The sequence below is a fragment of the Pseudomonas sp. PDM24 genome (assembly GCF_019218905.1).
In the GTDB taxonomy this organism is placed as follows: Bacteria; Pseudomonadota; Gammaproteobacteria; order Pseudomonadales; family Pseudomonadaceae; genus Aquipseudomonas.
Genome location: NZ_JAHUWR010000005.1, coordinates 96,107 through 121,709 on the forward strand (window position 1 = coordinate 96,107; position 25,603 = coordinate 121,709).

The 25,603-nt window shown below is 58.6% G+C and carries 30 protein-coding genes; 15 read left to right on the forward strand and 15 right to left on the reverse strand.

Annotated features, from left to right (window positions below):
* Positions 1–15 precede the first annotated feature (15 nt).
* Complete coding sequence (locus KW837_RS17480; protein WP_007899911.1) at positions 16–870, forward strand: LysR substrate-binding domain-containing protein; 855 nt, start codon at positions 16–18, stop codon at positions 868–870.
* Here KW837_RS17480 and KW837_RS17485 read toward each other — a convergent pair.
* Positions 860–1,609 (reverse strand): sulfite exporter TauE/SafE family protein, encoded by a 750-nt coding sequence (locus KW837_RS17485; protein WP_218397506.1) that lies wholly within the window; start codon positions 1,607–1,609, stop codon positions 860–862. The two genes, KW837_RS17480 and KW837_RS17485, sit on opposite strands and share 11 nt — an antisense overlap.
* Positions 1,610–1,720: 111 nt before the next feature.
* Between KW837_RS17485 and KW837_RS17490 the strand changes: the two genes are divergently transcribed.
* The 4 genes from KW837_RS17490 to KW837_RS17505 all read left to right on the forward strand — a co-directional run bounded on the left by KW837_RS17490 (position 1,721) and on the right by KW837_RS17505 (position 5,027).
* Entirely contained in the window at positions 1,721–2,677 is a 957-nt protein-coding gene (locus tag KW837_RS17490; protein ID WP_218397509.1) for a LysR family transcriptional regulator, read from the forward strand.
* A gap of 69 nt (positions 2,678–2,746) precedes the next feature.
* Entirely contained in the window at positions 2,747–3,208 is a 462-nt protein-coding gene (locus KW837_RS17495) for a MarR family winged helix-turn-helix transcriptional regulator (protein ID WP_007899914.1), read from the forward strand.
* Positions 3,209–3,558: 350 nt separating this feature from the next.
* The gene (locus KW837_RS17500; RefSeq protein ID WP_008009416.1) at positions 3,559–3,978 is read left to right on the forward strand and encodes an organic hydroperoxide resistance protein; all 420 of its coding nucleotides are present in this window, start codon (positions 3,559–3,561) and stop codon (positions 3,976–3,978) included.
* A 32-nt stretch (positions 3,979–4,010) separates the two neighbouring features.
* The gene (locus KW837_RS17505) at positions 4,011–5,027 is read left to right on the forward strand and encodes an alpha/beta hydrolase (RefSeq protein WP_218397511.1); all 1,017 of its coding nucleotides are present in this window, start codon (positions 4,011–4,013) and stop codon (positions 5,025–5,027) included.
* A gap of 158 nt (positions 5,028–5,185) precedes the next feature.
* Here KW837_RS17505 and KW837_RS17510 read toward each other — a convergent pair whose 3' ends face one another.
* The gene (locus tag KW837_RS17510; RefSeq protein WP_007899917.1) at positions 5,186–5,755 is read right to left on the reverse strand and encodes an elongation factor P; all 570 of its coding nucleotides are present in this window, start codon (positions 5,753–5,755) and stop codon (positions 5,186–5,188) included.
* Positions 5,756–5,803: 48 nt separating this feature from the next.
* Positions 5,804–6,961, reverse strand: coding sequence for an elongation factor P maturation arginine rhamnosyltransferase EarP (gene earP / locus KW837_RS17515; RefSeq protein ID WP_218397513.1), 1,158 nt, complete (start codon positions 6,959–6,961; stop codon positions 5,804–5,806).
* A 124-nt stretch (positions 6,962–7,085) separates the two neighbouring features.
* Here earP and KW837_RS17520 point away from each other — a divergent pair, with 124 nt between their 5' ends.
* Positions 7,086–7,484, forward strand: a complete 399-nt coding sequence (locus KW837_RS17520) for a hypothetical protein (RefSeq protein WP_218397515.1) — start codon at positions 7,086–7,088, stop codon at positions 7,482–7,484.
* Between the two features lie 14 nt (positions 7,485–7,498).
* The gene (locus KW837_RS17525) at positions 7,499–7,981 is read left to right on the forward strand and encodes a GreA/GreB family elongation factor (RefSeq protein WP_218397517.1); all 483 of its coding nucleotides are present in this window, start codon (positions 7,499–7,501) and stop codon (positions 7,979–7,981) included.
* Positions 7,982–7,984: 3 nt separating this feature from the next.
* On the opposite strand, the gene cysB is transcribed toward KW837_RS17525, so the two are convergent.
* The 5 genes from cysB to KW837_RS17550 form a co-directional block, all read right to left on the reverse strand.
* Complete coding sequence (cysB, locus tag KW837_RS17530; protein WP_007899921.1) at positions 7,985–8,959, reverse strand: HTH-type transcriptional regulator CysB; 975 nt, start codon at positions 8,957–8,959, stop codon at positions 7,985–7,987.
* Positions 8,960–9,072: 113 nt separating this feature from the next.
* Complete coding sequence (locus tag KW837_RS17535) at positions 9,073–9,576, reverse strand: universal stress protein (protein WP_007899922.1); 504 nt, start codon at positions 9,574–9,576, stop codon at positions 9,073–9,075.
* A gap of 97 nt (positions 9,577–9,673) precedes the next feature.
* Positions 9,674–10,579, reverse strand: a complete 906-nt coding sequence (locus KW837_RS17540; RefSeq protein ID WP_008075703.1) for a 5'-nucleotidase — start codon at positions 10,577–10,579, stop codon at positions 9,674–9,676.
* A 25-nt stretch (positions 10,580–10,604) separates the two neighbouring features.
* Positions 10,605–11,561: a putative 2-dehydropantoate 2-reductase gene (locus KW837_RS17545; RefSeq protein WP_218397519.1), complete on the reverse strand. Its 957-nt coding sequence runs from the start codon at positions 11,559–11,561 to the stop codon at positions 10,605–10,607.
* Positions 11,558–11,944, reverse strand: coding sequence for a co-chaperone YbbN (locus KW837_RS17550; RefSeq protein WP_123501229.1), 387 nt, complete (start codon positions 11,942–11,944; stop codon positions 11,558–11,560). The genes KW837_RS17545 and KW837_RS17550 overlap by 4 nt, the downstream gene beginning before the upstream one ends.
* Here KW837_RS17550 and KW837_RS17555 point away from each other — a divergent pair.
* Entirely contained in the window at positions 11,943–12,371 is a 429-nt protein-coding gene (locus KW837_RS17555; RefSeq protein ID WP_192344076.1) for a PilZ domain-containing protein, read from the forward strand. The genes KW837_RS17550 and KW837_RS17555 overlap by 2 nt on opposite strands.
* A 143-nt stretch (positions 12,372–12,514) precedes the next feature.
* Positions 12,515–13,591 carry a 3-deoxy-7-phosphoheptulonate synthase gene (locus KW837_RS17560; RefSeq protein WP_007899930.1) on the forward strand — a complete coding sequence of 359 codons (1,077 nt, stop codon included), beginning with the start codon at positions 12,515–12,517 and terminating at the stop codon, positions 13,589–13,591.
* A gap of 65 nt (positions 13,592–13,656) precedes the next feature.
* On the opposite strand, the gene KW837_RS17565 is transcribed toward KW837_RS17560, so the two are convergent.
* Positions 13,657–13,938 (reverse strand): GNAT family N-acetyltransferase, encoded by a 282-nt coding sequence (locus KW837_RS17565; protein ID WP_007899932.1) that lies wholly within the window; start codon positions 13,936–13,938, stop codon positions 13,657–13,659.
* A gap of 629 nt (positions 13,939–14,567) precedes the next feature.
* Here KW837_RS17565 and oprI point away from each other — a divergent pair.
* Positions 14,568–14,819 carry an outer membrane lipoprotei OprI gene (gene oprI, locus KW837_RS17570; protein ID WP_003172710.1) on the forward strand — a complete coding sequence of 84 codons (252 nt, stop codon included), beginning with the start codon at positions 14,568–14,570 and terminating at the stop codon, positions 14,817–14,819.
* Positions 14,820–14,942: 123 nt separating this feature from the next.
* Here the strand turns inward: oprI and KW837_RS17575 are convergent, their stop codons facing one another.
* The 3 genes from KW837_RS17575 to KW837_RS17585 all read right to left on the reverse strand — a co-directional run bounded on the left by KW837_RS17575 (position 14,943) and on the right by KW837_RS17585 (position 17,136).
* Positions 14,943–15,914, reverse strand: coding sequence for a L,D-transpeptidase family protein (locus KW837_RS17575; protein ID WP_218397523.1), 972 nt, complete (start codon positions 15,912–15,914; stop codon positions 14,943–14,945).
* 266 nt (positions 15,915–16,180) lie between these two features.
* Positions 16,181–16,474 (reverse strand): hypothetical protein, encoded by a 294-nt coding sequence (locus tag KW837_RS17580; protein ID WP_008075246.1) that lies wholly within the window; start codon positions 16,472–16,474, stop codon positions 16,181–16,183.
* Between the two features lie 56 nt (positions 16,475–16,530).
* Positions 16,531–17,136, reverse strand: coding sequence for an arylesterase (locus tag KW837_RS17585; RefSeq protein WP_218397526.1), 606 nt, complete (start codon positions 17,134–17,136; stop codon positions 16,531–16,533).
* A gap of 10 nt (positions 17,137–17,146) precedes the next feature.
* On the opposite strand from KW837_RS17585, the gene KW837_RS17590 reads away from it, so the two are divergent.
* The 4 genes from KW837_RS17590 (at position 17,147) to KW837_RS17605 (ending at position 21,913) form a co-directional block, all read left to right on the forward strand.
* Positions 17,147–17,830, forward strand: coding sequence for an ABC transporter ATP-binding protein (locus KW837_RS17590; RefSeq protein WP_218397528.1), 684 nt, complete (start codon positions 17,147–17,149; stop codon positions 17,828–17,830).
* A complete protein-coding gene (locus KW837_RS17595; RefSeq protein WP_218397530.1) occupies positions 17,830–20,334 on the forward strand; it encodes an ABC transporter permease in 2,505 nt (834 codons plus the stop codon). The genes KW837_RS17590 and KW837_RS17595 overlap by 1 nt, the downstream gene beginning before the upstream one ends.
* Before the next feature lie 45 nt (positions 20,335–20,379).
* The gene (gene greB / locus KW837_RS17600) at positions 20,380–20,877 is read left to right on the forward strand and encodes a transcription elongation factor GreB (protein WP_123501220.1); all 498 of its coding nucleotides are present in this window, start codon (positions 20,380–20,382) and stop codon (positions 20,875–20,877) included.
* Between the two features lie 172 nt (positions 20,878–21,049).
* Positions 21,050–21,913 (forward strand): hypothetical protein, encoded by an 864-nt coding sequence (locus KW837_RS17605; RefSeq protein WP_218397533.1) that lies wholly within the window; start codon positions 21,050–21,052, stop codon positions 21,911–21,913.
* Between the two features lie 14 nt (positions 21,914–21,927).
* On the opposite strand, the gene KW837_RS17610 is transcribed toward KW837_RS17605, so the two are convergent.
* From KW837_RS17610 to KW837_RS17620, 3 genes are all read right to left on the reverse strand, one after another.
* A complete protein-coding gene (locus KW837_RS17610) occupies positions 21,928–22,236 on the reverse strand; it encodes a hypothetical protein (RefSeq protein WP_052964043.1) in 309 nt (102 codons plus the stop codon).
* A gap of 260 nt (positions 22,237–22,496) precedes the next feature.
* Positions 22,497–22,931, reverse strand: coding sequence for a DoxX family protein (locus KW837_RS17615; protein WP_123723181.1), 435 nt, complete (start codon positions 22,929–22,931; stop codon positions 22,497–22,499).
* A 103-nt stretch (positions 22,932–23,034) separates the two neighbouring features.
* Positions 23,035–24,456, reverse strand: a complete 1,422-nt coding sequence (locus KW837_RS17620) for a transglycosylase SLT domain-containing protein (protein WP_218398031.1) — start codon at positions 24,454–24,456, stop codon at positions 23,035–23,037.
* Between the two features lie 236 nt (positions 24,457–24,692).
* Here KW837_RS17620 and KW837_RS17625 point away from each other — a divergent pair, with 236 nt between their 5' ends.
* Positions 24,693–25,502, forward strand: coding sequence for a TatD family hydrolase (locus KW837_RS17625; RefSeq protein WP_038982195.1), 810 nt, complete (start codon positions 24,693–24,695; stop codon positions 25,500–25,502).
* Positions 25,503–25,603: the final 101 nt, after the last annotated feature.

Sequence of the window (25,603 nt, forward strand, 5' to 3'; positions counted from 1 at the left end):
CTCGGAGATTGATGAATGTCCGCCTACCCCAGTATCGACACCGATGTACTGCGCACCTTCGTCGCGATTGCCGATCAGGGCGGTTTTACCCGCGCCGGTGAAATGGTCAACCGCACCCAGTCGGCGGTGAGCATGCAGATGAAACGCCTGGAAGAAGACGTGTTGCAGCGCCAGCTGTTCGAACGCGACGGGCGCCAAGTCAAGCTGACCGCCGAAGGCCAGGTATTGCTGGGCTATGCGCGGCGCATCCTCAAACTCCACAGCGAAGTCTTCAATACCCTGCGCGAGCCGCACATGGTCGGCACCGTGCGCATCGGCACACCCGACGATTACGTCATGCGCTTTCTGCCGGGCATCCTGTCGCGCTTTGCGCAGTTCTACCCGCTGATCCAGATCGAGGTTCATTGCGAATCGACCCGGCAACTGTTGCAACGCCAGGACCTGGATTTGTCCATCGTCACCCGTGAACCGGGTAACGAGATTGGCCAATTGTTGCGCAAGGAGCGTTTTGTCTGGGCCGAAGCTCAATGCTTCAGCGCCCACGAACAGACACCGCTGCCTCTCGCGATGTTCAACAGTGATTGTTTCTGCCGCCTCTGGGCATGCAATGCCCTGGATGCCATGGGCCGCGACTACCGCATTGCCTACAACAGCTCCAGCCTGTCGGCATTGATGGCCGTGGTCAGCGCGGGTCTGGCGATCACCGCGCAGCTGGAAAGCCTGATCACACCGGACATGCGTATCCTTGGCGCCAACGAAGACCTGCCGCTGCTGCCGGAAGCCAGCATCATGCTGATCCGCAACCTGAACAACCCTTCGCCGATCACCGAATGCCTGGCCGAGCACATCGTCGAAGGTTTCAAACTTTAAACGCGAGCATCACCGCACAAACCACCAGAAAACCACAGAACAGCCCGCGCAGAAGCCGCTCCGGCAATGCGTGGGCAATTCTCACGCCCCAACTGATGCTCATCAATCCACCAACCGCCAACGGCACACCGATCGCCCAATGCACCTGATGGTGCACCGCATAAGTCGCCAGGGTGACGCCCGTACTCGGCAACGCCAGCGCCAGCGCCAATCCCTGGGCAACCACTTGAGTGGTACCGAACAGGCTGGTCAACACCGGCGTTGCCACCACCGCCCCGCCCACTCCGAACAGTCCGCCCATCGTCCCGGAAGCCGCGCCGAGCACACCCAGCCACGGCCAGGAATAGCGCATCTGCGAAGAGGCCGGTGCGTTGGTGGTGAACATTCGCATCAGGTTGTAGGCCGACAGCGCGATCAGGAAAGCGACGAAGCCCAAGCGCATGGTTTGCGCATCGATACCCACCGCCCAGATCGAACCGACCCAGGCAAAGCAGAATCCCATCGAGGCCAGTGGCAGCGCATGCCGTAATTCGATGCGATTGCGCTGGTGATAGCGCCACAGCGCCAGCATCACGTTCGGCACCACCATCACCAGCGCCGTGCCTTGGGCGATCTGCTGATCAAGACCGAACCACACGCCCAGCAGCGGGATCGCGACCAACCCGCCACCAATGCCGAACAGGCCGCCGAGGGTTCCCAAGGCCGCGCCAAAAACCAGATACAACATGAACTCAATCACGGGGCGTTTTTCCTTTTGTGAGGCTGTTCATCCTACGCAGTCGGCTCTGGCGGGGAAACGCACAGCAACGCACAATGGCTGTGCCAATTTCGCACAAGCGCAAACAAAACCATGAACCCCAATCAATTGACCGAACAACTTGGCCTGTTTCTCGATGTGCTGGAAAGCGGCAGTTTTTCCGCCGCCTCCCGACGCCATCCATTGACGCCTTCGGCCGTGGCGCGACGCATTGACAGCCTGGAAAACGCCGTTGGCAGCCAGTTGTTCATTCGCAGCACCCATGCAGTGCGCGCGACCCCGGCCGGGCTGGCTTTTGCTGAACGTGCGCGGCGGATCGTCGCTGAACTGCGCCTGGCCCGGGCAGAAGCGGTGTCTCTTAGCAGTGCGCCGGAAGGCTTGATTCGGGTGGATGCGCCCGCAGCGTTCGGACGACGACACCTGGCGCCGGTGATTGCCGATTTCCTGACGCTTTACCCTGGCCTCGACGTGCAATTGCACCTGATCGACAGCTTTGTCGACATGCAAGGCTCGAATCTGGGCAAGGTCGATCTGGTGTTGCGTGCCGGGCAGATGGCCGATACCCGACTGGTGGCGACGCCGCTGGCGAGCATGGTGCGCATCGCCTGCGCCAGCCCCGATTACTTGCAACGCCGTGGCGTGCCGACCGATCCGGCGCAGTTGGTCGACCATGATGGCCTCGACTGGGAGGGCTTGGCTCCGCCCTTCGCCTGGCGCTTCGAACGGGATGGGCAGAAGCACTTGCACCGGCCAGCGCGAATCCGCATGAGCGCCAACAATGCCGAGGCGTTGGTCTGCGGTGCACTGGCCGGGTTGGGCATCGCCCATTTGCCGACCTGGCTGGCCAGCGAATATTTATTACGCGGCGAACTGCTGCCGCTGTTCTGCGAGAACGGTCTGCCAAAACCGGAAAGCACCGGCATTTATGCGTTGCGCCTAGAGCAGCAACCCAGTTCGCGCAGCCGCTTGTTGCTGGAATACCTGAAAACCCGTTTCAGTCCCATCCCGCCGTGGGATCTGGCGCTGCAAACCAACCTGGACCGCCACTAGTCCAGAATTATCTGGCGCATTAAAGATTCGCCCGCTAGATTTATGACGATCACTGATCAAGGCTTTGAAATGAACACCGAGCGCAACAACCCGGATAACTGCGACGACCTGCTGCTGGACAATCAGGTCTGCTTCGCCCTGCATTCCACCTCGCTGCTGATGACCAAAGTCTACAAGCCGCTACTACAAGCGCTGGGCCTGACCTATCCGCAGTACCTGGCGATGATGGTGTTGTGGGAAAAGGATGGGCTGACGGTCGGCGAAATCAGCACCCGACTGCTGACCGATCCTGGTTCCCTCACCCCACTGCTCAAGCGCCTGGAGGCCGAAGGCCTGCTGAGCCGCACCCGCAGCCGTGAAGACGAGCGAGTAGTGATTGTCGAACTGACCGAGCAAGGCCGTGCACTGCGAGACAAGGCGCGGGGCATTCCCCAGTGCATCCTCGGCGCCAGCGGACAAACGCTGGAACAGCTGAAAAAGCTGCAAGCGGATCTTCAAGCGCTGCGTAGTCATCTGCAAGACAGCCTCTGACCTCCAAAACACCCCAGATCCCCTGTGGGAGCGGGCTTGCTCGCGAAAGCGGTTTGTCATTCAGCATCAGTGTTGACTGACAGTCCGCCTTCGCGAGCAAGCCCGCTCCCACATTGGTTTTGTGGTGTCCTTTCCAGCTTCGCCCGCCTCTCTCGAAAAAAACTCCCCACCAAAAATTCCGTCTCGACAGCTCTAGCTCAATACTTTTAACCGCATGCTTTCATTGTGGATCAAATTTTTTCGAAAATTTATCTTGCGCACTAAATATTAGCGAGCTACATTCACCTCGCACTTACTTAGCGCGCAAACATTTAGCGCAAAAATATCAAAACCCGAACGAGGCTCACACCATGCAAACTCTCTACACCGCAATCGCAACCTCCACTGGCGGCCGTGACGGTCGTGCGATCTCCAGCGACAACGTCCTCGATGTCAAACTCGCCACCCCGAAAGAACTCGGTGGTGCTGGCGGTGCGGCAACCAACCCTGAACAACTGTTCGCAGCCGGCTACTCCGCCTGCTTCATCGGCGCGCTGAAATTCGTCGCCAGCCAGACCAAACGCAAAATCCCGGACGACGCATCGATCACCGCCCATGTCGGCATCGGCCAGATCCCTGGCGGTTTCGGTCTGGACATCGACCTGCACATCAGCCTGCCGGGCCTTGAACAAGCCGACGCACAAAGCCTGGTCGAAGCTGCCCACCAGGTTTGCCCGTACTCCAACGCCACCCGTGGCAACGTCGATGTGCGCCTGCACGTTACCGTCTAACTGCTGACTCCAAGGCCTGACAGGAAATGAATATGAACACTTTCAGCAACGTCTTGACCGGTACCCTACTCGCCCTGTCCATCAACAGTGCATTCGCAGGCAATGGGGTTGAACACAACACCCAGGCGTTCCTCGATGTACTGAATGCCGGCACCGGCAAACCGATGGAACAGCTCACCCCTGCCGATGCCCGCGCGGTGTTGGTGGGTGCACAGGCCGGGGTGAAACTGACGCAGCCCAAAGCCGACGTCAGCGAGAAGACCATCCAGGTCGACGGCCAACCGATCAGCCTGACCATCGTTCGGCCGGCCGGGGTCAAAGGCGAGCTGCCGGTGTTCATGTTCTTCCACGGCGGTGGTTGGGTGCTGGGGGATTTCCCGACCCACGAACGGCTGGTTCGGGATTTGGTAACGGGTTCGGGCGCGGCGGCGGTGTTCGTCAATTACACCCCGTCGCCGGAGGCGCATTACCCGGTGGCTATCAACCAGGCCTACGCTGCGACGAAGTGGGTGGCCGAGCACGGTAAAGAAATCAACGTCGACGGCAAACGTCTGGCCGTGGCCGGCAACAGCGTCGGTGGCAACATGGCAGCCGTGGTTGCGCTGATGGCCAAAGACAAAGGCACGCCGGCGATCAGGTATCAGGTGTTGTTGTGGCCGGTGACTGACGCCAGCTTCGAAACGGCGTCTTACAACCAGTTCGCCGAGGGGCACTTCCTCACCAAAAACATGATGAAGTGGTTCTGGGACAACTACACCACCGATGCCAAGCAACGGAACGAGATCTACGCTTCACCGCTGCGGGCAACCACCGCGCAACTCAAGGGCTTGCCACCCGCTCTGGTGCAGACGGCCAGCGCCGATGTCCTGCGCGATGAGGGTGAAGCCTACGCCCGCAAACTCGACGAGGCGGGTGTGCCGGTCACGGCAGTGCGCTACAACGGCATGATCCACGACTACGGTTTGCTCAACGTAGTGAGTCAGGTGCCCGCGGTGCGTTCGGCGATGTTGCAGGCTTCTGAAGAGCTCAAGCAGCATTTGATGAAATAATACCCCTTGTAGGAGCGAGGCTTGCCCGCGAAGGCGTAGTGTCAGTTGGCATCAATGTCGAATGATTAATCGCCTTCGCGGGCAAGCCTCGCTCCTACAAGGGCACGCACAAAAAAGCCCGACTCAATGGTCGGGCTTTTTCATTCCTCAAGCTGTGCTTATTTAGCACGGCCTTTGTAGGAACCGCCTTCGCGGGTATCGATCTCGATCATGTCGCCGATTTCGATGAAGTCAGCAACCGACAGCTCGGTACCGTTCTTCAGTTTGGCAGGCTTCATCACCTTGCCGGAAGTGTCACCGCGAGCGGAACCTTCGGTGTAGTCAACCTGACGCACGATAGTGGTCGGCAGCTCTACGGAAACCAGACGCTCTTCGAAGAAGATCGCTTCGCAAACATCGGTCATGCCTTCTTCAACGAAAGGCAGAACGGCTTCGATGTCTTCAGCGTTCAGCTCGTACATGGTGTAGTCAGTGGTGTCCATGAACGTGTAGGAGTCGCCGCTGATGAAGGACAGGGTCGCTTCTTTGCGGTCGAGGATTACGTCGTCCAGTTTGTCGTCGGCGCTGTAAACGATCTCGGTCTTGTAACCGGTCAGCAGGTTTTTCAGCTTGGTCTTCATGATCGCGCTGTTACGACCCGACTTGGTGAATTCAGCTTTCTGAACCAGCCAAGGATCGTTTTCGAGACGGATCACCATCCCGGGTTTCAGTTCTTTACCAGTTTTCATTGCGAATATCCGAATTTGGATGGGATTTACAAAAATCTAGGCCGCGTATCATATCCAATTTAGGTAAAACTGTACCAGCGCTGCGGCAAGATCTGCCTGCAAGGCTTGTTCCAGACACCATGTCTCGGCATGTTTTTCCAGTTCAGGCCAGTGTTTGCGGGTTGATTTCCAGTGATCGGTCATTGTCTCACCTGCATTCCATGCCCGCCATAGACCGCTGATCGCCTCGCCAGCCGGCTTTGAAAGGCCTTGGGTATACAAGGTCAGGAAGGCGTCGAGCTTGTCCAGATGGATGTCTTCGTCCTGCCGATAGATGTGCCAGAGCAGCGGCCGGCCTGCCCATTGGGCGCGGACGAAGGAGTCTTCGCCACGCACGGCGTTGAAATCGCAGCTCCACAGCAGCAGGTCATATTGATCCTGCCGGACGAACGGCAGCACTTGCACGGTCAAGGCGCCGCGCACATGCACCGCCCCGGCCTTCAGCCCATCCACCCCGAGCCAGCGTTCGACGTCGCCGAGAATCCGGCCTTCGGGCACCAGCAGATGAGTCGGCGTCGAGTCGGTCGCCATCGTGTCCAGCCAACTGGCCAGCCCGGTATTTTCGTAGGCAAACAGCGAGATCAGTTGTGCATTCGGCGCGCGATCAATTCCCAAGCCTTGCAGGAATTCTCGCTGAGCTTGCGGACTTTGCTGAAACTGCCGACGCCGCTCGAGCAATCCGCTTTCACGCAACAAGCCACCAGTGCCCCTGCGAAAGCCCGGGAAGAAAAAGAACTTCTGCACGCTCTTGTACTTCACCGACGGCAAGCCGTGGCAGCCGACGACCCAGTCTTCGGCACTCAAGTAATCGAGGTTCATCCACAGCGGCGGTTTTTCCCGTGCGGCCATGGCCTCCATATAGGCACTCGGCAACTGGCAGGCGAACGCGGCGATGACGACATCGGCGGCTTCTGTGGGCTGCCAGTCGGCCGACCACTGTCGCACCTCTACGCCCTGGTGCCACTGCTGCGCAGCGTTGATGTCGATGTCCGGACACAAACGCTCGAAGGCTCGCAAATCGTCGACCCACAAGCGCACCGTCACGGCATGTTCGGCTACCAGTTGTCGGGCCAGACGCCAGGTCACACCGATGTCGCCGAAGTTGTCGACCACGGTGCAAAAAATATCCCAGCGCCAGCGGTTTTTCACTTGAGGCATTTCAGGCATTCCAGGCTCCCGTTGGCAAAGGCGCCGATTGTCCGCATAAATTACCCCGTGCAGAAGAGCCGACGGCGATTAATCTTCATGCGACAATCGCCACTTGCCCGCGACCACCCGCCAGGAGGCAGTCATGCCCTACCGTCCCAACCCGCGCCGTCCCTTGCCGATCCAGTTCAATGCGTTGCAACTGACCGGCATTATTGCCCTCGGTTTGTGGCTGGGATTCATCGCGATCGCACTGACTTGCTGGCTCGCCTGGCGCTTGTTGTTCAATGAGCAATTGGCGCCCTTGGCCCAGGCGGTGGAGCAACTGGCCAAGCCACCGGTGATTGAGCAACCCGCCTCGCAGAACCCGATGTTCGAACAGTACGAGGACCATCTGCGCAGGAATGAACAGCAGCAAATGGTGGAACAGGCCAGAAGCAGCAAACACAATCTGTCCAATCCAAAATGCCAGTTCTGGCTGCAGCAGAATCAAACTGCGCCGAGCGAAAAAAGCCGCGCCAACGTCCTGCAATTCTGCGACTGATCAAGAAGCTCTCCATGCACAAGCCGACCGTCCACCAACTGATTATCGACAAGCTGCGGATCGATCTCGACATCGCCGAACGTGCCGCGCAAACCGCTTACGAAACCGCGACCCACGAAGAAAACATAGCCGAAAACAAGTACGACACGCTGGGGCTGGAGGCGTCTTATCTGGCGGCCGGACAGGCCAGACGAGTGGAAGAAATCAGGCAGTCATTAACCCTTTGCCAGAACCTGACTTTACGGCCTTATGACGATCAGCGCGGCATCGAAGTCGGTGCACTGCTGGGCCTGGAAGACGAAAAGGGTCGCGAACAATGGCTGTTCCTGGCCCCCGACGCGGCCGGGCTGAAGATCGATCTGGTGGGGCAATGGATTACCGTCATTACCCCTCGCTCGCCGCTGGGCAAAAGCCTGCTGGGCAAGTTCGAAGGGGATGAAGTGGAGATTCTGGTGGCGGGCGCTCGGCAACAGTTTTCTGTCACCGAGGTGATCTAGCGATTAATGCACCGGCAGTTCAACGCCGTCGAACAGCTCTTCCAGTTCCTGTTTGTTGTGGCACTGAATGGCCTTGGCCATGACTTCGCGGGTCAGGTGCGGCGCGAATTTCTCGATGAAGTCGCACATGAAACCACGCAAGAAGGTGCCGCGACGGAAACCGATTTTGGTAATGCTGGATTCAAACAACTCGCTGGCATCGAGCACCACCAGATCGCTATCGAGTTTGGTGTCGACCGCCATTTTCGCCACGATGCCCACGCCCAGGCCCAGACGAACATAAGTCTTGATCACGTCGGCGTCGGCGGCGGTGAACACCACTTTGGGTGTCAGACCACGATGGCTGAAGGCTTCGTCGAGTTTCGAACGGCCGGTAAAACCGAACACGTACGTCACGATCGGGTATTCGGCCAGGGCTTCAAGGGTCAGCTTCGACAGCTTGGTCAGCGGGTGGCCTTGAGGCACGACCACGCAGCGGTTCCAGCGGTAGCACGGCATCATCACCAGGTCGCCGAACAACTCCAGCGCTTCGGTGGCGATGGCGAAATCGACGGTGCCGTCAGCGGCCATCTCGGCGATCTGCATCGGCGACCCCTGGTGCATGTGCAGGGCAACGTCCGGGTATTGCTTGATGAAATTGCTGATCACCGGTGGCAACGCATAACGCGCCTGGGTGTGCGTGGTGGCGATCGACAGGGTGCCTTTTTTCTCGTTGGAGAATTCCTGGGCGATCTGCTTGATGCTTTCAACTTTGCGCAGGATTTCGCCGGCGGTGGTGATGATGCGCTCGCCAGCCGGGGTAACCCGGGTCAAGTGCTTGCCGCTGCGGGCGAAAACCTCGACCCCCAATTCGTCTTCCAGCAGACGGATCTGTTTGCTGATGCCCGGTTGCGAGGTGTAGAGGCTTTGGGCTGTAGCTGAAACGTTGAGGTCGTGGTGCGCCACTTCCCAGATGTAGCGCAATTGTTGAAGCTTCATATGAATCCCTCAAAGCAGGTAGACGCCACGGGCATCAGCGACGATATATAACTATATTAATGGTTTGATTAATAAATCTAGAACTTTTTTATCAAAACGCCATTATTCGTGTCCTAGCGATCCCCTTTGCGGCGACGTTCCATCAGCGGCACCAAATAGACCGGCACTCTGGACAGTTGCAACACGCGCGCAGCGGTTCGGCCCAATGGCGTTTCCGCGCCAGCGCCATGACTGTGACTTCCTACGATCAGCAAATCGACGGAGAGTTTCTGCGCCTGGTCGAGAATCACCTGCGACGGATCGCCCTGCAGCACCCGCACTGCCCGAATCCGTTCCAGGTCCTGCTCCCCCTCATCCCCCAGCTCTTCGCGAAAGCTGTCGAGCACCCGCTGCTCGATATTGGCAATCACCGTATTGAGGCCCTGACTGTGAAACTCGTTCAAGGCCTGCTCATCGAGGTAACTCTGAAGCACCGATTCGGCGAACAACCCCATCGGCTCAACCGCGTGCACCACATACAAGTCGGCATTGAATGTTCGAGCCAGTGCCAACGCATGCTGCATCACAAAAGGTGCATACAGACCGAGGTCGGTGGCATACAGCATCGAATGAATCATAGGGACCTCCTTTAATGCCAACATGGCGGAGATTGATTCAGCTTAGCAGTGCCGTGGCGAGTGCGGCGTTCGGCTCAACGCATTGAACCGCAGCGCTTTAAATCGACGGCTCGTTACTGATGCCATGCGGCACGTGACCGGTGGCGACCACTTCACGGGCCAGCTCGCAATGGCCGGCCTGGTCATCGAAAAATACGTCGGCGGCAAAGGCTTCGAGAAAGGCTGATTTGGTCAAACCGCCTAGGAACAGCGACTCGTCCAGACGGATGTCCCATTCGCGCAAGGTGCGGATCACCCGTTCATGGGCCGGCGCCGAGCGTGCAGTCACCAGTGCGGTGCGGATCGGACAGGCATCGTCGGGGAACTCGCGCTGCAACAGGTTGAGCGCCGCGAGGAAACCTTTGAACGGCCCGCCGCGCAAAGGCTCGCGGGCGGCCTCACGCTCGCTGGCCTGAAACGCTGCAAGGCCTCCCGACTGATAGACCCGCTCCGACTCATCGGAAAACAGTACCGCGTCACCGTCGAATGCAATGCGCAATTCATCGCTGGCGGCGCGACTGGCACCGCCCGACAGAATAGTCGCTGCCGCGAAACCGGCATCCAGCGCACTGCGCACATCGTCGGAATGGGTCGAAAGAAACAGGTCGCAGCCAAAGGCCTTCAGGTATGGGTAAGGACTGCGCCCGCCGACAAATGCCGCACGCGAAATCGCCAGGCCATAATGATGAATCGAATTGAAAACCCGCAGGCCGGTGTCGGCGCTGTTGCGCGACACCAGGATTACCTCGACCCGGGCACGGCCGAGACTGGCGTTCAGGTTCAGGAGTTTTTCGACTAACGGGAACGCATCGCCGGGCTCGAGAATTTCGTCTTCGTGTTCGATCTGGTACTGCCGATAGGCCTCGACGCCGCTCGACAGATAAACCTTGTGGCTCTCGCTCAAGTCGAACAGTGCTCGCGAAGAAATCGCCAACACCAGTTTGTCGTCTATGCCATTGGCCATGCCCTTCCCTCTCCTTTTGACCGACTCAGTGATTACGTCGGTCGATGAAACTCAAGCTGCGATACAAGGCTTCTATTCGCGGCAACTCACATCCCGCCGCTTTCGCCGCTGCCAGTGGCCGAGTGTAGATGGCATCCAGCTCCAGCGGTCGCTTGTGCAGGAAGTCGTGGTACATGCTCGGCCAATAGTCGGGCATTTTCTCAGTCATCATGAACAGATAATCGGCGTAACCCGGCGGCATGTCGTGACCACAGGCCTTGGCCCCCTGAACCACCTCGGTCATCAAGGCCTGAATCAGCGCGCGGCTGTCGGCATCCGTCATCAATGGCGTGGTGCTGGCCCCAAGCAGAACCGACAGGCCGTTGTAGGGGATATTCCACACCAGTTTCTGCCAGCGCGCCTGATGCAGGTTCGGCATGGCCTGGGCGTCGATGCCTGCGGCGCGAAACAGCCCGGCGCCCCCTTCGACGATGTTCATGCGCGCCTGTTCATCGGCGGCGGGGCCGCTGTGATAGCCGACGTTCACCGCACCGAGCGCCTGATGGGTAATGACCCCTGGGCCGGCGCGATGGACGCAAATCAGACAGAGCCCGCCCAGCAGGTGCAGCGAGTCGGGGAGCAACTCGCGCAGACTGTCTTCAACGTCCAGGCCATTTTGCAGCAACAGCACTTTGGCACCAGGCGCCGCTGCTTGAATAATGGCGGGGGCCAGGTCCGCGTTACTGGTGGTTTTGGCGCCCACCAGCAACCAGTCGCACGGCGGCATGTCGGCAGCCGACGAATAAGCCTGAACCGGGTTCAGGACCAGCGGCCCCAACGACGCATGATCAAGATGCAAGCCGCGTTCGGCCACCGCTGAAAACTCACTGCGCAACAGGAAATGCACATCGAAGCCGGCACGCGCGAGCATCAGCCCGTAGAAACCACCGATCGCGCCGGTTCCGATAATGCCGATTGTCGGTTTGGTCCCTATATCTGTCATGGCAACTCCTCTGCTTGTCGACTCAACGCCTGCCCCACGGCTTCGTTGAGCGCTGTGCGGGTCAAACGCGACTGTAGTGCCCCAAAGAATTCACCGTCGCGCACTACAAACAGCGCCGGTAAATGAAAGACCCGATAACGCTCGACCACGCCACCATTGTTCCCGGCATCGATCCAGCACAGTCGATCGACCGCCAGATCGAACGTGGGCAATTGCTCACGGGCAAAACGGCAACTCGCGCAGCCGACGCTGGTAAAGATCACCAGGGAAATGCCGTTCATCGCCAACAGCCGTTGGTCGGCGTCGAAATCGGTCAGTTCCGATTCGACCACTATACTGGGAGAAACGATGTCAGATGGCCGACACAGGGAGTCCGTGTTCATGGGACGTTATCTTCCTCATCCTGACGATGTACCCGTCGAATTGACGTTGCTCAAACATGAGTGTATTTCGCGGCAACAGCTGCACACTATCAGCCTCGGCGGCGTGGCTTGCAATTACCACCGCGGATGGCGAAGGGGCACCGCACTTCAAGTGCGCATGCCGACCCTGAGCACCACAATCTGTTACCTGGGCTATGTGGCGTGGTGCCTGCGACGAAAACGCAGCTACCTGGTGGGCATCGCTTTTGTCGACGAACAGACCCTGTTCAGCGCGCGAATGGGTGAGCAGGTTTGCCAGATCGAACGTTACTGCCGTCAGCACGAACTCCAAAGCGAACAGGTGAACAACCAGACCCTGGCCCTCGAATGGGTCCAGCTGCACGCTAACGAGTTCTCCCACGACACGGTTCGCAAGGCATTTGCATAGGTAATGCTGGATTAAACCGGTGTCTGCCCATTGTCGAGCCACGGTGTAACGCGCTAAGGTTCGGCTCCCCGACGCGCTTAATTTGCTGTGCTCCGCCGCGCGGGTTCGCTGGCGGCCGGCACCCGTGACCTGACGAGTAAACGATGGCTGATTTACCGATCAACGACCTTAACGTCGCCTCCAACGAGACCCTGATCACTCCCGATCAGCTCAAGCGTGATATCCCTCTGAGCGACGCTGCCCTGCGCACCGTCACCAAGGGCCGCGAAGTCATTCGCAACATTCTTGATGGCACCGACCACCGCCTGTTCGTCGTGATCGGGCCGTGCTCGATCCATGACATCAAGGCTGCCCACGAATACGCCGAGCGTCTGAAAGCACTCGCGGCAGAAGTGTCCGATACCTTGTATCTGGTCATGCGTGTGTATTTCGAGAAACCACGCACCACCGTCGGCTGGAAAGGCCTGATCAACGACCCGTACCTGGACGACTCGTTCAAGATTCAGGATGGCCTGCACATTGGTCGTCAGTTGCTGCTGGACCTGGCCGAAATGGGCCTGCCGACCGCAACCGAAGCCCTCGACCCGATCTCCCCGCAATACTTGCAGGACCTGATCAGCTGGTCGGCGATCGGTGCACGCACCACCGAATCCCAGACTCACCGTGAAATGGCTTCCGGCCTGTCCTCGGCTGTCGGCTTCAAGAACGGCACCGATGGCGGCCTCACAGTGGCCATCAACGCCTTGCAATCGGTCTCCAGCCCGCACCGCTTCCTGGGCATCAACCAGGAAGGTGGCGTGTCGATCGTCACTACCAAGGGCAACGCCTACGGTCACGTGGTGTTGCGCGGTGGTAATGGCAAACCGAACTACGATTCGGTCAGCGTCGCGCTCTGCGAGCAAGCGCTGAACAAGGCGAAGATCAAGCCGAACATCATGGTCGATTGCAGCCACGCCAACTCCAACAAGGACCCGGCCCTGCAACCGCTGGTGATGGAGAACGTCGCCAACCAGATCCTCGAAGGCAACCAGTCGATCATCGGCCTGATGGTCGAGAGTCACCTGAACTGGGGCTGCCAGGCGATCCCGAAAGACCTCGCCGACCTGCAATACGGCGTGTCGATCACCGATGCCTGCATCGACTGGACCGCCACCGAAAACACCTTGCGCAGCATGCACGCCAAGCTCAAGGATGTGTTGCCTAAACGCGATCGCAGCTGATCACCGTTTCACGCAAAAAAAAACGCCAGGTTTGAACCTGGCGTTTTTTTATGCGTTCGCTTTGTTCACAGCTTGGCGGCATGCCGCGCGTGACGCTCCATGTAGCGCTCCACATAGGAACACGATGGAATGACTGTGTAGCCCATTTCCTCGGCGTATTGCAGTGCCTGCTCGGTCAACGCCGCCGCGATGCCGCGACCACGCAGTGCGTTGGGCACAAAGGTACGATAAATATCCAGGGTCTGTTTTCCCAGATCCATATAGGTCAGGTAGGCACGATAACCGTCCACAGTGGTCTCGAACTGATGACCAGCCTGGTCATGGTGGATGGACAACGCCTCGCTCATCACTACTCCTCGCGGGTCTTTAATTCTGACCCCTACCTTACCGATGTTTTTCCGGCGAAGGAACATCTACGCCACCCTGTGCCTGAATGGACACCGAGAGAGCAACACCAATCTCGCGCAACCGAGCACGTATCAAATAGTAGGCACCATTGGCAGAAATGCTCAAGGGACGCTCGTCATGCTGGCAGGCGGATGTTGCTTGGGTAATGCAGGGGCGGCCTGACCGGAATCTTCCCGAGTCGAGCCTGAACATTGCCGGATATTGCGACTTAAGACGAGCGCCCTTTGTTTAAGTCACCTCAACATGGATAAAGATATGAGAGCCGCTGCGCAAAATCCGAACAAAAGTGTGGACGATTCCATCTAGACAGACTTTAGTCGAGACTGAAAAACAGCTGCCGAGGTGGGGAACTTTTCTTTGGCGGCTCGCTCAGCTCGGGCCTCGCAGCTGGATATTTTTTATACAATGCAGTTAAAAGTTGCTCGAAAAAGAATCAACGCCTACAATTTTTTTTGCTTCTTGCTCTACGTCAGTTTACTTACTACAAGTAATGGGTAGTATGTACGCCGGCTATTTCCTCACTCTGAGGAGACAGCTACTTAATAGAAAGTCCTTGAAGGGGAACACGATGAACAACGTTCTGAAATTCTCTGCTCTGGCTCTGGCCGCAGTTCTGGCTACCGGTTGCAGCAGCGTATCGAAAGAAACCGAAGCACGTCTGACTGCTACTGAAGACGCAGCAGCTCGCTCCCAGGCTCGTGCAGACGAAGCTTACCGTAAAGCTGATGAAGCTCTGGCTGCTGCTCAAAAAGCACAACAGACTGCTGACGAAGCTAACGAGCGTGCTCTGCGCATGCTGGAAAAAGCTAGCCGCAAGTAATAGTCCTTCGGGATTGTTATCAAGCCGACCCATTTTTTGGGTCGGCTTTTTTATTGCCCGCTGTTTCTGCAGGCCATAAAAAACCCGCCGACGCGGCCTGCGTCGGCGGGTTCCTTTAAAGCGTTACTGCTGCAGGTCGATCGGCGCACTCGTTACCATCGACGCCGATGCATTCGGCACGGCGATTTCCACCGGCAGGCCATCTTCAGCGGCAACCACGTCACGCACCACATCCCAGTTCATGCGCAAGTTGTTGGTGATGTCCTCACGCTTGAGCATCGCATTGATCACTGCGGTGTGCTTGTCGACCACCGAAGGGTTGCCCGAATCGTCCAGCGGCGTGTGCGCTTCCAGATAAACCTTGCCGGCGCTGAGGCCGAACTTGTATGGATCGTTGATGATCCGCACCGACGTCCCGACCGGCACCATGCTGGCCATTTCCAGCACGTTGTTGTTGAACATGCGGAAGCAGCCGTGGCTGGTGCGCATGCCGATACCGAATTTCTTGTTCGAACCGTGGATCAGGTAGCCCGGAGTGCCAAGCGTGAACTTGAACGGCCCCAGCGGGTTGTCTGGGCCGGCCGGCACCACGTTCGGCAGTGGATCGCCATCAGCGGCGTGCTCGGCCTTGATCGACGCTGGAGGCGTCCAGGTCGGGTTTGGCGTCTTGGCGGTGATGGTGGTATGGGCAATCGGCGAGCCCCAGCCTTCACGGCCGATACCCAACGGAAAGGTGTACACCACGTCCCGGCCTTTCGGGAAATAGTAGAGACGGTATTCAGCCAGGTTGATGACGATGCCTTCACGGGGGCCCGGCGGCAGGATGAAACGCGTCGGCAAGACGATTTCGGTCCCGGCGCCCGGCAGCCATGGATCGACCCCAGGGTTGGCCGCGACCATTTCCGAGTAGCCCAGATCGTAGGTGGTGCCAAGGTCGGCGAAGGTGTCTTCGTACTTGGCCTTGATCACCTGCACCTGGCCGATGATGTCTTCACCGGGAGGTGGCAGGGGTAGCTCCAATGCTGCTACCGGACCCGCGACACAGAGGGCGGCAAGAGACAGGCAGCGGGTGACGGCGGGAAAGCGCGGCAACATCCGGAAAATCCTTCGCATGATCGACAAGGGTATAAAAACGGGATTGTACACCGCTGCCCGTTATTTCGGGGAGGTCGAGAAGTGACAGGCGATGCAAGGCACTTGGGGGGCGCAATTTCCGCAAATGGATTTTTGCCCACACCCTTGAGGTGCATGGGAAGCCGCCTTCGCGAGCAAGCCCGCTCCCACACTGGATAAGTGCCGAACACAAATACTGTGTTCACTGAACATTTTAATGTGGGAGCGGACTTGCTCGCGAAGGGGCCCTAAAGCTCGAACCGCAACTCAGGCCAGATCGGCGAGGTGCCGCGTTTTTGCGACTCCAGAATGGCCCGGCACAGCGAGCACAGGCGCTGGTCCTGGAACACGGTACGGTCGACGCTCGACCAGCGCGGCTGCGCCGGCAACAGGCTGCCGCACAAGGTTCGGTCCACCGAGCCGCCCAACTCCAACTGACGAGTCACCAGATGCACGCGCACTTCCTGGCAGGCGAACAGATCCAGCTGTTCGTCAGGCTCGATCAGTTGGTAGGCAAATAGGGACCAGGCAGGACGCGGCATCGGGGGCTCCAAATCGGGGGCGCCACCTTAGCCGAAACACCGCCGCTAGAAAAGCGTCAAAGCAGCGGTTTCAGTGTCGGCCAGACATTTTCCAGCAACTTGTCCTGAGCCGCCGCAGCCGGGTGCAGGCCGTCGCCTTGCATCAGGTCCGGATGACCGCCCACACCGTCGAGAAAAAACGGCACCAGCGGGATCTTTTTCTCTTTGGCCACCTTGGTGAAAACCTCGGCAAAGGCCTGGGTGTAGCGCACGCCATAATTGGGCGGCAATTGCATGCCCAGCAACAGCACCTTGGCGCCACTGACGCGGGAGCTGTCGATCATCGACGCAAGATTTTGTTGCAATTGTGTTGGCGGCATTCCGCGCAGGCCGTCATTACCTCCCAACTCGAGGATAACCAGCTCAGGCTTATGCTCTGCAAGCAGCGCCGGCAGGCGCGCCCGGCCTCCGGCGCTGGTGTCGCCGCTGATGGATGCATTGACCACCTTATCATCGAAACCTTCGCGCTTGAGCCGTTGCTCGAGCAACGACACCCACCCCAAGCGGGTATCCAGGCCGAAACCGGCGCTGATACTATCGCCAACGATCAGGACTGTACCCGCCGCTGCGTTCTGGGCCATGCACATCAAGGCCAGGCCAGCACTCAAAAACCACACACGCATCGGATTCTCCATGGGCGCAAGCATTCTCACCGCGAAGAACCTCAGCAAAGTGGTTCCGAGCGCGGAAGGTGAACTGACTATCCTGCACGAACTCAGCCTGGAACTGAACAAGGGCGATAGCCTGGCCATCGTCGGCGCCTCCGGTTCCGGCAAATCCACCCTCCTGGGCCTGCTCGCTGGCCTCGATCTGCCGAGCAGCGGTGAAGTCACCCTCGCCGGGCAAGGCCTGAGCAATCTCGATGAAGACCAACGCGCACGCCTCCGCGCCGAGCATGTGGGGTTTGTTTTTCAATCATTCCAGCTGCTCGACAGTCTCAACGCTTTGGAAAACGTCATGCTGCCGCTGGAACTCGATGGCCGCAAAGACGCCCGTGAGCGCGCCACCGAACTGCTGCAACGGGTCGGTCTGGGCCAACGCCTGACCCACTCGCCGCGCCAGCTTTCCGGTGGCGAGCAGCAGCGCGTAGCGATTGCCCGGGCCTTCGCCGCCGAGCCCGACGTGCTGTTCGCCGATGAGCCCACCGGCAACCTCGACAGCCACACCGGCGAGCGCATCAGCGATTTGCTGTTCGAACTCAACCAGGAAAGCGGCACGACCCTGGTGCTGGTGACCCACGATGAACGCCTGGCACATCGCTGCCGGCGCCTGATCCGCCTTGAAGCCGGCCTGCTGGTCGCCCCTCTGGAGCCTTGATGGCACGCTTGCCGCTGTTGCGCCTGTTCAGTATCGCCCTGCGCCAATTATGGCGCGATGCCCGTGCCGGTGAGTTGCGCGTTTTGTTCTTCGCCTTGCTGGTGGCCGTGGCGGCGAGTACCGCAATCGGTTACTTCGGTGCCCGCCTGAACGGCGCCATGATGCTGCGCGCCACCGAATTTCTCGGCGCCGATCTGGTGCTCGAAGGCAGCTCACCGGCGCGACTGGAACAGATCAGAAGCGGCACGGAGTTGGGCCTTGAACACGCTCAAGTGGTGGAGTTTTCCAGCGTCATCGCCACCGACAACGGCATTCAGCTGTCCAGTATCAAAGCCGCCGATGACGTCTACCCATTGCGTGGCGAACTGAAAAGCGCCCCCGCGCCCTTCGCGCCGGAAGAACCCGGTGGCGGACCGAAACCCGGCGAAGCCTGGGTCGAAGCGCGACTGCTGACCGCATTGGACTTGAAGATCGGCGACAGCATCGACGTCGGCATGAAAACCCTGACGCTGGCCAGAGTGCTGACCTACGAACCGGATCGCGCCGGCAATTTCTACAGCCTGACGCCACGGGTGCTGATCAACTTCAGCGACCTTGAGGCAACCGGCGTGGTGCAACCCGGCAGCCGGGTCAGCTACCGCGAACTCTGGCGCGGCAACGCCTCGGCGCTGGAAACCTATCGGCAGCTGATCAAGCCAGGCCTGGCGGCCAACCAGCGTATCCAGGATGCTCGCGATGGCAATCGGCAGATCGGCGGCGCCCTGGGCAAGGCTGAACGCTACTTGAACATGGCCAGTCTGGTGGCTGTGTTGCTGTCCGGCGTGGCGGTGGCGTTGTCGGCGACACGCTTCGCCACCCGCCGCTTCGATGCCAGCGCATTGCTGCGCTGCCTGGGCCTGTCCCGTCGGGAAACCATGGTGCTGTTCAGTCTGCAACTGACCGTACTCGGACTGCTCGCCAGCCTCAGCGGCGCCCTGCTCGGCTGGCTGGCGCAGCTCGGGCTGTTTGCATTGCTGCATGATTTATTGCCGACCGATGTTCCACCGGGTGGCCTGCTGCCGGCCATCGCGGGGATCGGCACCGGGCTGGTGGCGCTGGCCGGTTTCGCCCTGCCACCACTGGCCGCTTTGGGTCGAGTGCCACCGTTGCGCGTGTTGCGTCGCGACATGCTGCCGATTCCGTCCAGCACCTGGATAGTTTATGGCGCGGCATTGGGCGCCCTCGGCCTGATCATGTGGCGCTTGAGCCTGGACCTGTTGCTGACTTTCGCCCTGCTCGGCGGCGGTGTGATCGCGGCACTGGTGCTGGGCGGCTTGCTGTTGCTGCTACTGAAAAGCCTGCGCCGGATGCTGGCGCGCGCCGAATTGCCATGGCGCCTCGGGTTGGGCCAACTGCTGCGCCATCCACTGGCGGCGGCCGGTCAAGCCCTGGCCTTCGGTTTGATTCTGCTGTCCATGGCACTGATCGCTTTGCTGCGTGGCGAGTTGCTCGACACCTGGCAAAACCAGTTGCCAAAAAATGCCCCGAACTACTTCGCCCTGAACATTCTGCCGGCGGACAAGCAGGCCTTTACCGATCGACTGATGGAGTTGTCGGCACAATCGGCGCCGCTGTATCCGGTGGTGCCGGGACGGCTGATCAGCGTCAATGGCGAGCCGGTGCAGGACATCGTCAGCAAGGATTCTGCCGGTGATCGAGCCATTCAACGCGACCTGAGCCTGACTTGGGCGGCCGACCTGCCGGAGGGCAACAAACTCACCGCCGGCAACTGGTGGGATCAGCAACCATCGGATGAAATACCGGGAGTATCGGTGGAAGGTAAAGTCGCCGAAAGCCTCAAGCTCAAGCTCGGCGATCACATGGTATTCACCGTTGGCGGGGTCAATCGGGAAGCGAAAGTCACCAGCCTGCGGGAAGTCAACTGGGACAACTTCCAGCCGAACTTTTTCATGATCTTCCAGCCCGGCACCCTGAAGGACTTGCCGGCGACCTACCTGACCAGTTTCTACCTGGCGCCCGGTCACGATCAGCAGATTGTCGATCTGTCCCGAAGCTTTCCGGCAGTGACCATTCTGCAAGTCGAAGCGTTGCTGGCGCAGCTGCGCAGCATTCTCGGCCAGGTCACCCTGGCGGTGGAATACGTGCTGTTGTTTGTGCTGGCGGCGGGCATGGCGGTGCTGTTCTCCGGTTTGCAGGCAACGCTGGATGAACGCATTCGCCAAGGTGCATTGCTGCGAGCGCTGGGTGCCGAACGACAGTTACTGGTCAGGGCTCGGCGGATCGAGTTCGGCCTGCTCGGCGCGGTCAGCGGATTGTTGGCGGCACTGGGTTCGGAACTGGTGAGCCTGGTGCTCTACCGTTATGCCTTCGACCTGCCTTGGCATCCGCATCCATGGCTGTTGGTGTTGCCGCTGATCGGCGCCGTGTTGATCGGAGGCGCCGGTGTATTCGGTACACGCCGCGCTCTTAATGCCAGCCCCCTGACAGTCTTGCGCGAGGGTTGATAAACTCAAGCGCTCTGATCACGTATTCAACCACAAGAAGTCGCCATGAGCCGTTATCGCCCTCCCCGCACCGCTGGCACCGCGCTGATCACCCCCGAAGGTGAAGCGCGGATGCGGGCCGAGTTTCATGAACTCTGGCATGTGCGCCGACCGCAAGTGACGCAATCGGTCAGCGAGGCGGCGGCACAGGGTGATCGCTCGGAAAACGCCGAGTACACCTATGGCAAAAAGATGCTGCGCGAGATCGACAGTCGCGTGCGTTTTCTCACCAAACGACTGGAAGCACTGAAGGTCGTCAGCGAGAAGCCCAGCGATCCGAACAAAGTCTATTTTGGCGCCTGGGTCACCATTGAAGATGAAGAAGGCAAAGAGTCGCGCTATCGCATCGTCGGGCCAGATGAACTGGACTTGAAACAAGGGCTGATCAGCATCGACTCGCCGCTGGCACGCGCCCTGATCGGCAAAGCGCTGGACGCCGAAGTTCGAGTGCAAACACCGACCGGCGAACAGTGCGTTTATATTATAGACATCAATTACCCGTAACACCCTACCTACAACATCGAAACAATAAGCTGCAAACATCCCCGCCTTCCAACTTGACTTAAAAACAACAAAGAACAACTATCAAGCCGCCAGACAGCCCGACAACTGACAATCTTGTTGGCGGATGCCTGTCTCACTTACTCAGTTAACTTTATTCAAAGGAATGAATAACATGCTTGATCGCTGGATGAGCAATACGCTACATATCGAAAACTTGCGTATCGACGAACTTATTCTGCCGGGGTCGCATGACTCAGGTTATGACAAAAAAGCGCCGAACGCATTTTTACCTCAAGAGATCACACAAGATGTCAGCCCTCAGGAGCAAGTGGCCGCCGGCGTACGGGTGCTGGACCTAAGGGTAGAGTTCTATAGCAGCAAGCCTGTCGGCCGGGCACACCGCTTCCAGATTTTCCACATGACGTCGTCCGGACGCACGGTCAGCGTCGATATTCTAGACATGGTGAATGACTTCTATGATACGCCTTCAACCAAATCGGCCCGGGCGCGGGAAATTTTCATTCTGGACTTTCACGAGTTCAAGAACTTTACCCCACAGGCTCATCAGGAGTTGCGTGAACTTATCAATAGTAAAATCGGTTACAGATCCATCTCTAAAGATCTGCGCCACTTGACGCTTGACCAACTATGGAATCAACACCCAGGAAAAACGGTCGTCGTTGCTTATAATCATTTCATTCAAAACTCCGACTTCTGGCCCGGAGTGGAACAAAAATGGTCTGGCGACAATGTCATGACCACCCAACAATTGAAATCCTTTATGGACGAGGTCGCCACGCAATACAAACCTTCTTATGTGCTGCGTTCAATACAATGCGCCAAATACGTTTTACCATTCTTTGTACCCGACGATTTCAGCAACAAAATAGATACTTGGTTTGAATCGACCGACGAAAATAGTTATATCCAGAAGTTCTTCATTATCAATACCGATTGGACAACCCGCAGTCGAATTATCCTGAACTGCTTGCACGCCAATCAATTTCGCGGCAGGCAAAAAAAACGCCCACAATGACACGCAGGCCTCTTTCAGCGGCGAGTAATCAACCCTTGGCGAGCCACGCGAGTCAGTTGCCTGATCACTTCAGGCGCATCCTCGGCGTTGGGTGCCAGAATCACCGCCAGATCGAAACTGTCGTTGGCAAACCGTGCCAGTGACTCGCCGTCGTCGACAAACTGAATCAGGAAGGCAGCAGGCCCACCGGTACGACGTGGCCAGCCATCGAGGTAACGCAAAAGCGTCGGCTGATGTTTACCGCCAAGCAGGATTTTTGGATTGCGCTGGGTGAGGTGTGCCGTGATCGGCGCGGGGCGTATAACGGGGCTTAATGCATTCATTGTGTCGTGTCTCTGCCTCAAAAGTCTGCATGGCAGGTGAGAGGCAACACCGAACCAGCGCTTTAGCGGTATTTCGAAGCCTGTTTCAAGCTTCTATCGGCAACTGAATGAGTCACCTGGCGCCCCGCAAGTAGCTGTTTAAATCGGCGCATGGGCAGCATCCTAGAGAAGCTGACCAGACAGTGTCAAGAATCACGCACAACAAAAAAGGCCTGCACAGTGCGTCGCACAATGCAGGCCTTTTCGTCGAGCCAGGGCGGTCAGTCGGTGATGGCGCGGTCTACCGACAGCTTGCCTGCCCCTTCGATCAGTACCGCGAGGCTGCCACCGAGCAAAGCCAGGGCGAACTCATAACCGTTGTTAGCCATGAACAGACCGTTGCTGATGTGCACCGTGAAAATGGCCACCAGCGAGAGGAAGGTCAGCCCCAGCGCTGCCGGGCGCACCAGCAGACCGATGATCAACGCCAGGCCGCCGAAGAACTCGGTACCACCCGCCAGGATCGCCATCAGGTGACCGGGTGCCAGCCCAATGCTTTCCATGTACTGCGCGGTGCCGGCAATGCCGTAGCCGCCGAATGCACCGAAGAGTTTCTGAGAGCCATGGGCCGCGAAGATGATGCCGACGAAAATGCGCAGAATCGTCAGACCGTAGCCCGCGCGAGTGAACAGTACCTTGTTGATCAGAGTGCTCATGCTGTGTCATCCATTGTGAGTGTGTGTTGGTTGGCCGCTATATTAATCAGTAAAACTCATGTTAAAAGCGCAAAAAACGCACCATAACAATCAGCTTAGTCGATCATTTCCGTGAGACCACTTTTTGCCCCTGGGGCTCCAACGACTCCCGCTCCCGATCGAACGCCAAGTAATACTTGTTCACGCTATTAACATAGCTGACAGCCCCCATTCCCACCTGCTCCATGGCAATGCGCTCGACCTGGAAGAACCACTGATTAGGATTCAAGCCGCGCCGCCGGGCCTCAGCGCGCATGCCTTGAACCCGCTCCGGCCCCATGTTGTAGGCCGCCAGCACGAACGCCATGCGCTCGCGCTCATTGAGTTTGGGGCTGGCAAAAAACTTGCGGCGAATCATCGCCAGGTACTTGGCGCCGGCCTGCACATTGGCGTCGAGGTTTTGAATATTACTCACGCCAACCCGTTGGGCGGCGGACGGGGTGATTTGCATCAGGCCGGTGGGGCCGCTACCGCTTCTGGCGTTGGGTTGCAGCGCCGACTCCTTGAAGGCCAGCGCTGCCAGGTTCAGCCAGTCCATGCCTTGGGCTTCAGCGTGTTTCTGCAACACCGGGCGAAGTTTTTCCAGGCGCTGCCGATCGGCCTTGGCCAAGGGATAGTGCACTTGATACAGGCGTCGATAGATCCGCAGGAACGCCGCATCCTGGTCCGACGGTTTCTTGTAAGTCGTCAGGAAGCGATCGATGCTCGAACGCAGCATTGAAGCGTCGCGGCGCACAAACCAGTATTCCTCGCCTGGCTCGCTGATAAGGACCTGTCGATCGAAGCGTAATTTGGGCAGGATCTTGCCCCAACGTTCGGCAATCGGTTGCTCGACAATCGTCAGATGAAAGATCCCGCCCTGGACCATTTCCAGCACGTCCTCGACCGCCAGGCTGGGATCGACCCACTCGATCTTCACCGGAGGCAGTTTGTGCAGCGCGAGCTTCTGATTGATCTGACTGACCGCATCCCCGGCGGCACTGCCGGTGGGCAGCGCGAGGGTTTTGCCCGAGAGTTGTTCGAGACGGGTGTAACGTCGCTCGCCTTTAATCCCCACCAGCAGCAACGGCACGTTACTGGCAATCGGCTGACTGGTACTGACGGCGAGGCCCGATTGCGGATCGAGTAATTCCCCCGGCGCGACCAAGTCACCCTCCCCGCGCTGCAACGCGCCGAGCAGTTGATCCTTGGCTTTGGGAATGATCTTGAGGGTGATTTCCTGGCCATCGCGGGCATGGCCATTGAGGTATTGTTCGAAAGCGCGCAGGCGGTGGTATTCAACGCCGATGGCCTGGCCCTGGACTTCACCGGAGCTGTTGCGGCTCTGGTTGACCAACACCCGCAACACGCGGCTGCTGCGAATCTCCGCCAGGTCGCGGACCTTGGCCGCCGGCACGGCTTGCAACGGCCCGGCCAGACGTGCAACCGCCGGCATGGGCAGTAGCAACGAGCAACACAGCAGTAACAAAACCGAGGGACGAATCATCCACTCTCCGGAAAGAATACAGGTCGACTTCATGGATGATTTCATGACGTCGAGCGACAGGAACAGAGCGCCTGAAGCGCTGGCAAAGTGCGTGAGAGTGGCACAGTGATGGCAATTCTACCAACCCGACCTGTCTCGCGGCCTCAACAGACAGCTTTAACTGGTTGTAGTTCTTGGCTTTTCTTATAAATCTACAGCTCTGATATGCTTTCCGGCCTTTGGTCCGAGGTAGCACCATGCAACTCATCGATATCGGCGTCAACCTGACCAACCCCAGTTTCGCCGACAAACACCAGGCTGTACTCGACCGTGCCTATGCTGCCGGGGTCTGCCAATTGGTGCTCACCGGGACCAGCGTCGAGGGCAGTGAACAGGCGCTGGAGCTGTGCCAGCAACTGGACGAAAGCGCTCAACGGCTGTTCGCTACGGCAGGTATTCACCCACATTCGGCCAGCGACTGGAACGCCGACAGTGATCAGCGTCTGCGCAGTTTGCTCAAGGAGCCGAACGTGGTGGCCGTGGGTGAATGCGGCCTCGATTTCAATCGTGACTTCTCGCCCCGCCCGCAACAGGAAAAAGTCTTGGAAGAACATCTGGCGATGGCGGTCGAACTGCAATTGCCGGTGTTCCTGCATGAGCGCGATGCCAGCCAACGATTGCTGGAGATCCTGCGTGATTACCGCGACCAGTTGCCAGCCGCCGTGGTGCACTGCTTCACCGGTGAAAAGAAGGCGCTGTTCAGCTACCTCGATCTGGATCTGCACATCGGCATCACTGGCTGGATTTGTGACGAGCGCCGGGGCACGCACCTGCATCCACTGGTCAAAGAGATTAAACGCGGGCGCTTGATGCTGGAGAGCGATGCGCCGTATCTGCTGCCCCGCAGTTTGCGCCCCAAGCCGAAGAATGGCCGCAACGAGCCGGCGTATCTGACTGAAGTGTTGCGTGAGGTGGCGTTGCATCGCGGGGAAACGGTGGAAGATTTGGCTGCACACAGCACAGCCTGTGCGCGGGCGTTCTTCGGGTTGCCCTCAATCCCTCAATAACCACACATCCCCTGTGGGAGCGGGCTTGCTCGCGAAAGCGGCCTGCCAGTCACATTGATGTTGGATGTGCCGCCGTCTTCGCGAGCAAGCCCGCTCCCACA

Coding starts and splice junctions, on each gene's coding strand:
- KW837_RS17520 (WP_218397515.1), top strand. CDS start 7,086: ATGCCCTACCGTCCCAACCCGCGCCGTCCCTTGCCGATCCAGTTCAAT.
- KW837_RS17490 (WP_218397509.1), top strand. CDS start 1,721: ATGAACCCCAATCAATTGACCGAACAACTTGGCCTGTTTCTCGATGTG.
- KW837_RS17580 (WP_008075246.1), bottom strand. CDS start 16,474: ATGCCGCGTCCTGCCTGGTCCCTATTTGCCTACCAACTGATCGAGCCT.
- KW837_RS17590 (WP_218397528.1), top strand. CDS start 17,147: ATGGGCGCAAGCATTCTCACCGCGAAGAACCTCAGCAAAGTGGTTCCG.
- KW837_RS17505 (WP_218397511.1), top strand. CDS start 4,011: ATGAACACTTTCAGCAACGTCTTGACCGGTACCCTACTCGCCCTGTCC.
- cysB (WP_007899921.1), bottom strand. CDS start 8,959: ATGAAGCTTCAACAATTGCGCTACATCTGGGAAGTGGCGCACCACGAC.
- KW837_RS17585 (WP_218397526.1), bottom strand. CDS start 17,136: ATGCGTGTGTGGTTTTTGAGTGCTGGCCTGGCCTTGATGTGCATGGCC.
- oprI (WP_003172710.1), top strand. CDS start 14,568: ATGAACAACGTTCTGAAATTCTCTGCTCTGGCTCTGGCCGCAGTTCTG.
- KW837_RS17550 (WP_123501229.1), bottom strand. CDS start 11,944: ATGAACACGGACTCCCTGTGTCGGCCATCTGACATCGTTTCTCCCAGT.
- KW837_RS17480 (WP_007899911.1), top strand. CDS start 16: ATGTCCGCCTACCCCAGTATCGACACCGATGTACTGCGCACCTTCGTC.
- KW837_RS17500 (WP_008009416.1), top strand. CDS start 3,559: ATGCAAACTCTCTACACCGCAATCGCAACCTCCACTGGCGGCCGTGAC.
- KW837_RS17575 (WP_218397523.1), bottom strand. CDS start 15,914: ATGTTGCCGCGCTTTCCCGCCGTCACCCGCTGCCTGTCTCTTGCCGCC.
- KW837_RS17615 (WP_123723181.1), bottom strand. CDS start 22,931: ATGAGCACTCTGATCAACAAGGTACTGTTCACTCGCGCGGGCTACGGT.
- KW837_RS17545 (WP_218397519.1), bottom strand. CDS start 11,561: ATGACAGATATAGGGACCAAACCGACAATCGGCATTATCGGAACCGGC.
- KW837_RS17610 (WP_052964043.1), bottom strand. CDS start 22,236: ATGAATGCATTAAGCCCCGTTATACGCCCCGCGCCGATCACGGCACAC.
- KW837_RS17595 (WP_218397530.1), top strand. CDS start 17,830: ATGGCACGCTTGCCGCTGTTGCGCCTGTTCAGTATCGCCCTGCGCCAA.
- KW837_RS17565 (WP_007899932.1), bottom strand. CDS start 13,938: ATGAGCGAGGCGTTGTCCATCCACCATGACCAGGCTGGTCATCAGTTC.
- KW837_RS17535 (WP_007899922.1), bottom strand. CDS start 9,576: ATGATTCATTCGATGCTGTATGCCACCGACCTCGGTCTGTATGCACCT.
- greB (WP_123501220.1), top strand. CDS start 20,380: ATGAGCCGTTATCGCCCTCCCCGCACCGCTGGCACCGCGCTGATCACC.
- KW837_RS17625 (WP_038982195.1), top strand. CDS start 24,693: ATGCAACTCATCGATATCGGCGTCAACCTGACCAACCCCAGTTTCGCC.
- KW837_RS17510 (WP_007899917.1), bottom strand. CDS start 5,755: ATGAAAACTGGTAAAGAACTGAAACCCGGGATGGTGATCCGTCTCGAA.
- KW837_RS17605 (WP_218397533.1), top strand. CDS start 21,050: ATGCTTGATCGCTGGATGAGCAATACGCTACATATCGAAAACTTGCGT.
- KW837_RS17620 (WP_218398031.1), bottom strand. CDS start 24,456: ATGATTCGTCCCTCGGTTTTGTTACTGCTGTGTTGCTCGTTGCTACTG.
- KW837_RS17495 (WP_007899914.1), top strand. CDS start 2,747: ATGAACACCGAGCGCAACAACCCGGATAACTGCGACGACCTGCTGCTG.
- earP (WP_218397513.1), bottom strand. CDS start 6,961: ATGCCTGAAATGCCTCAAGTGAAAAACCGCTGGCGCTGGGATATTTTT.
- KW837_RS17555 (WP_192344076.1), top strand. CDS start 11,943: ATGGGACGTTATCTTCCTCATCCTGACGATGTACCCGTCGAATTGACG.
- KW837_RS17560 (WP_007899930.1), top strand. CDS start 12,515: ATGGCTGATTTACCGATCAACGACCTTAACGTCGCCTCCAACGAGACC.
- KW837_RS17525 (WP_218397517.1), top strand. CDS start 7,499: ATGCACAAGCCGACCGTCCACCAACTGATTATCGACAAGCTGCGGATC.
- KW837_RS17540 (WP_008075703.1), bottom strand. CDS start 10,579: ATGGCCAATGGCATAGACGACAAACTGGTGTTGGCGATTTCTTCGCGA.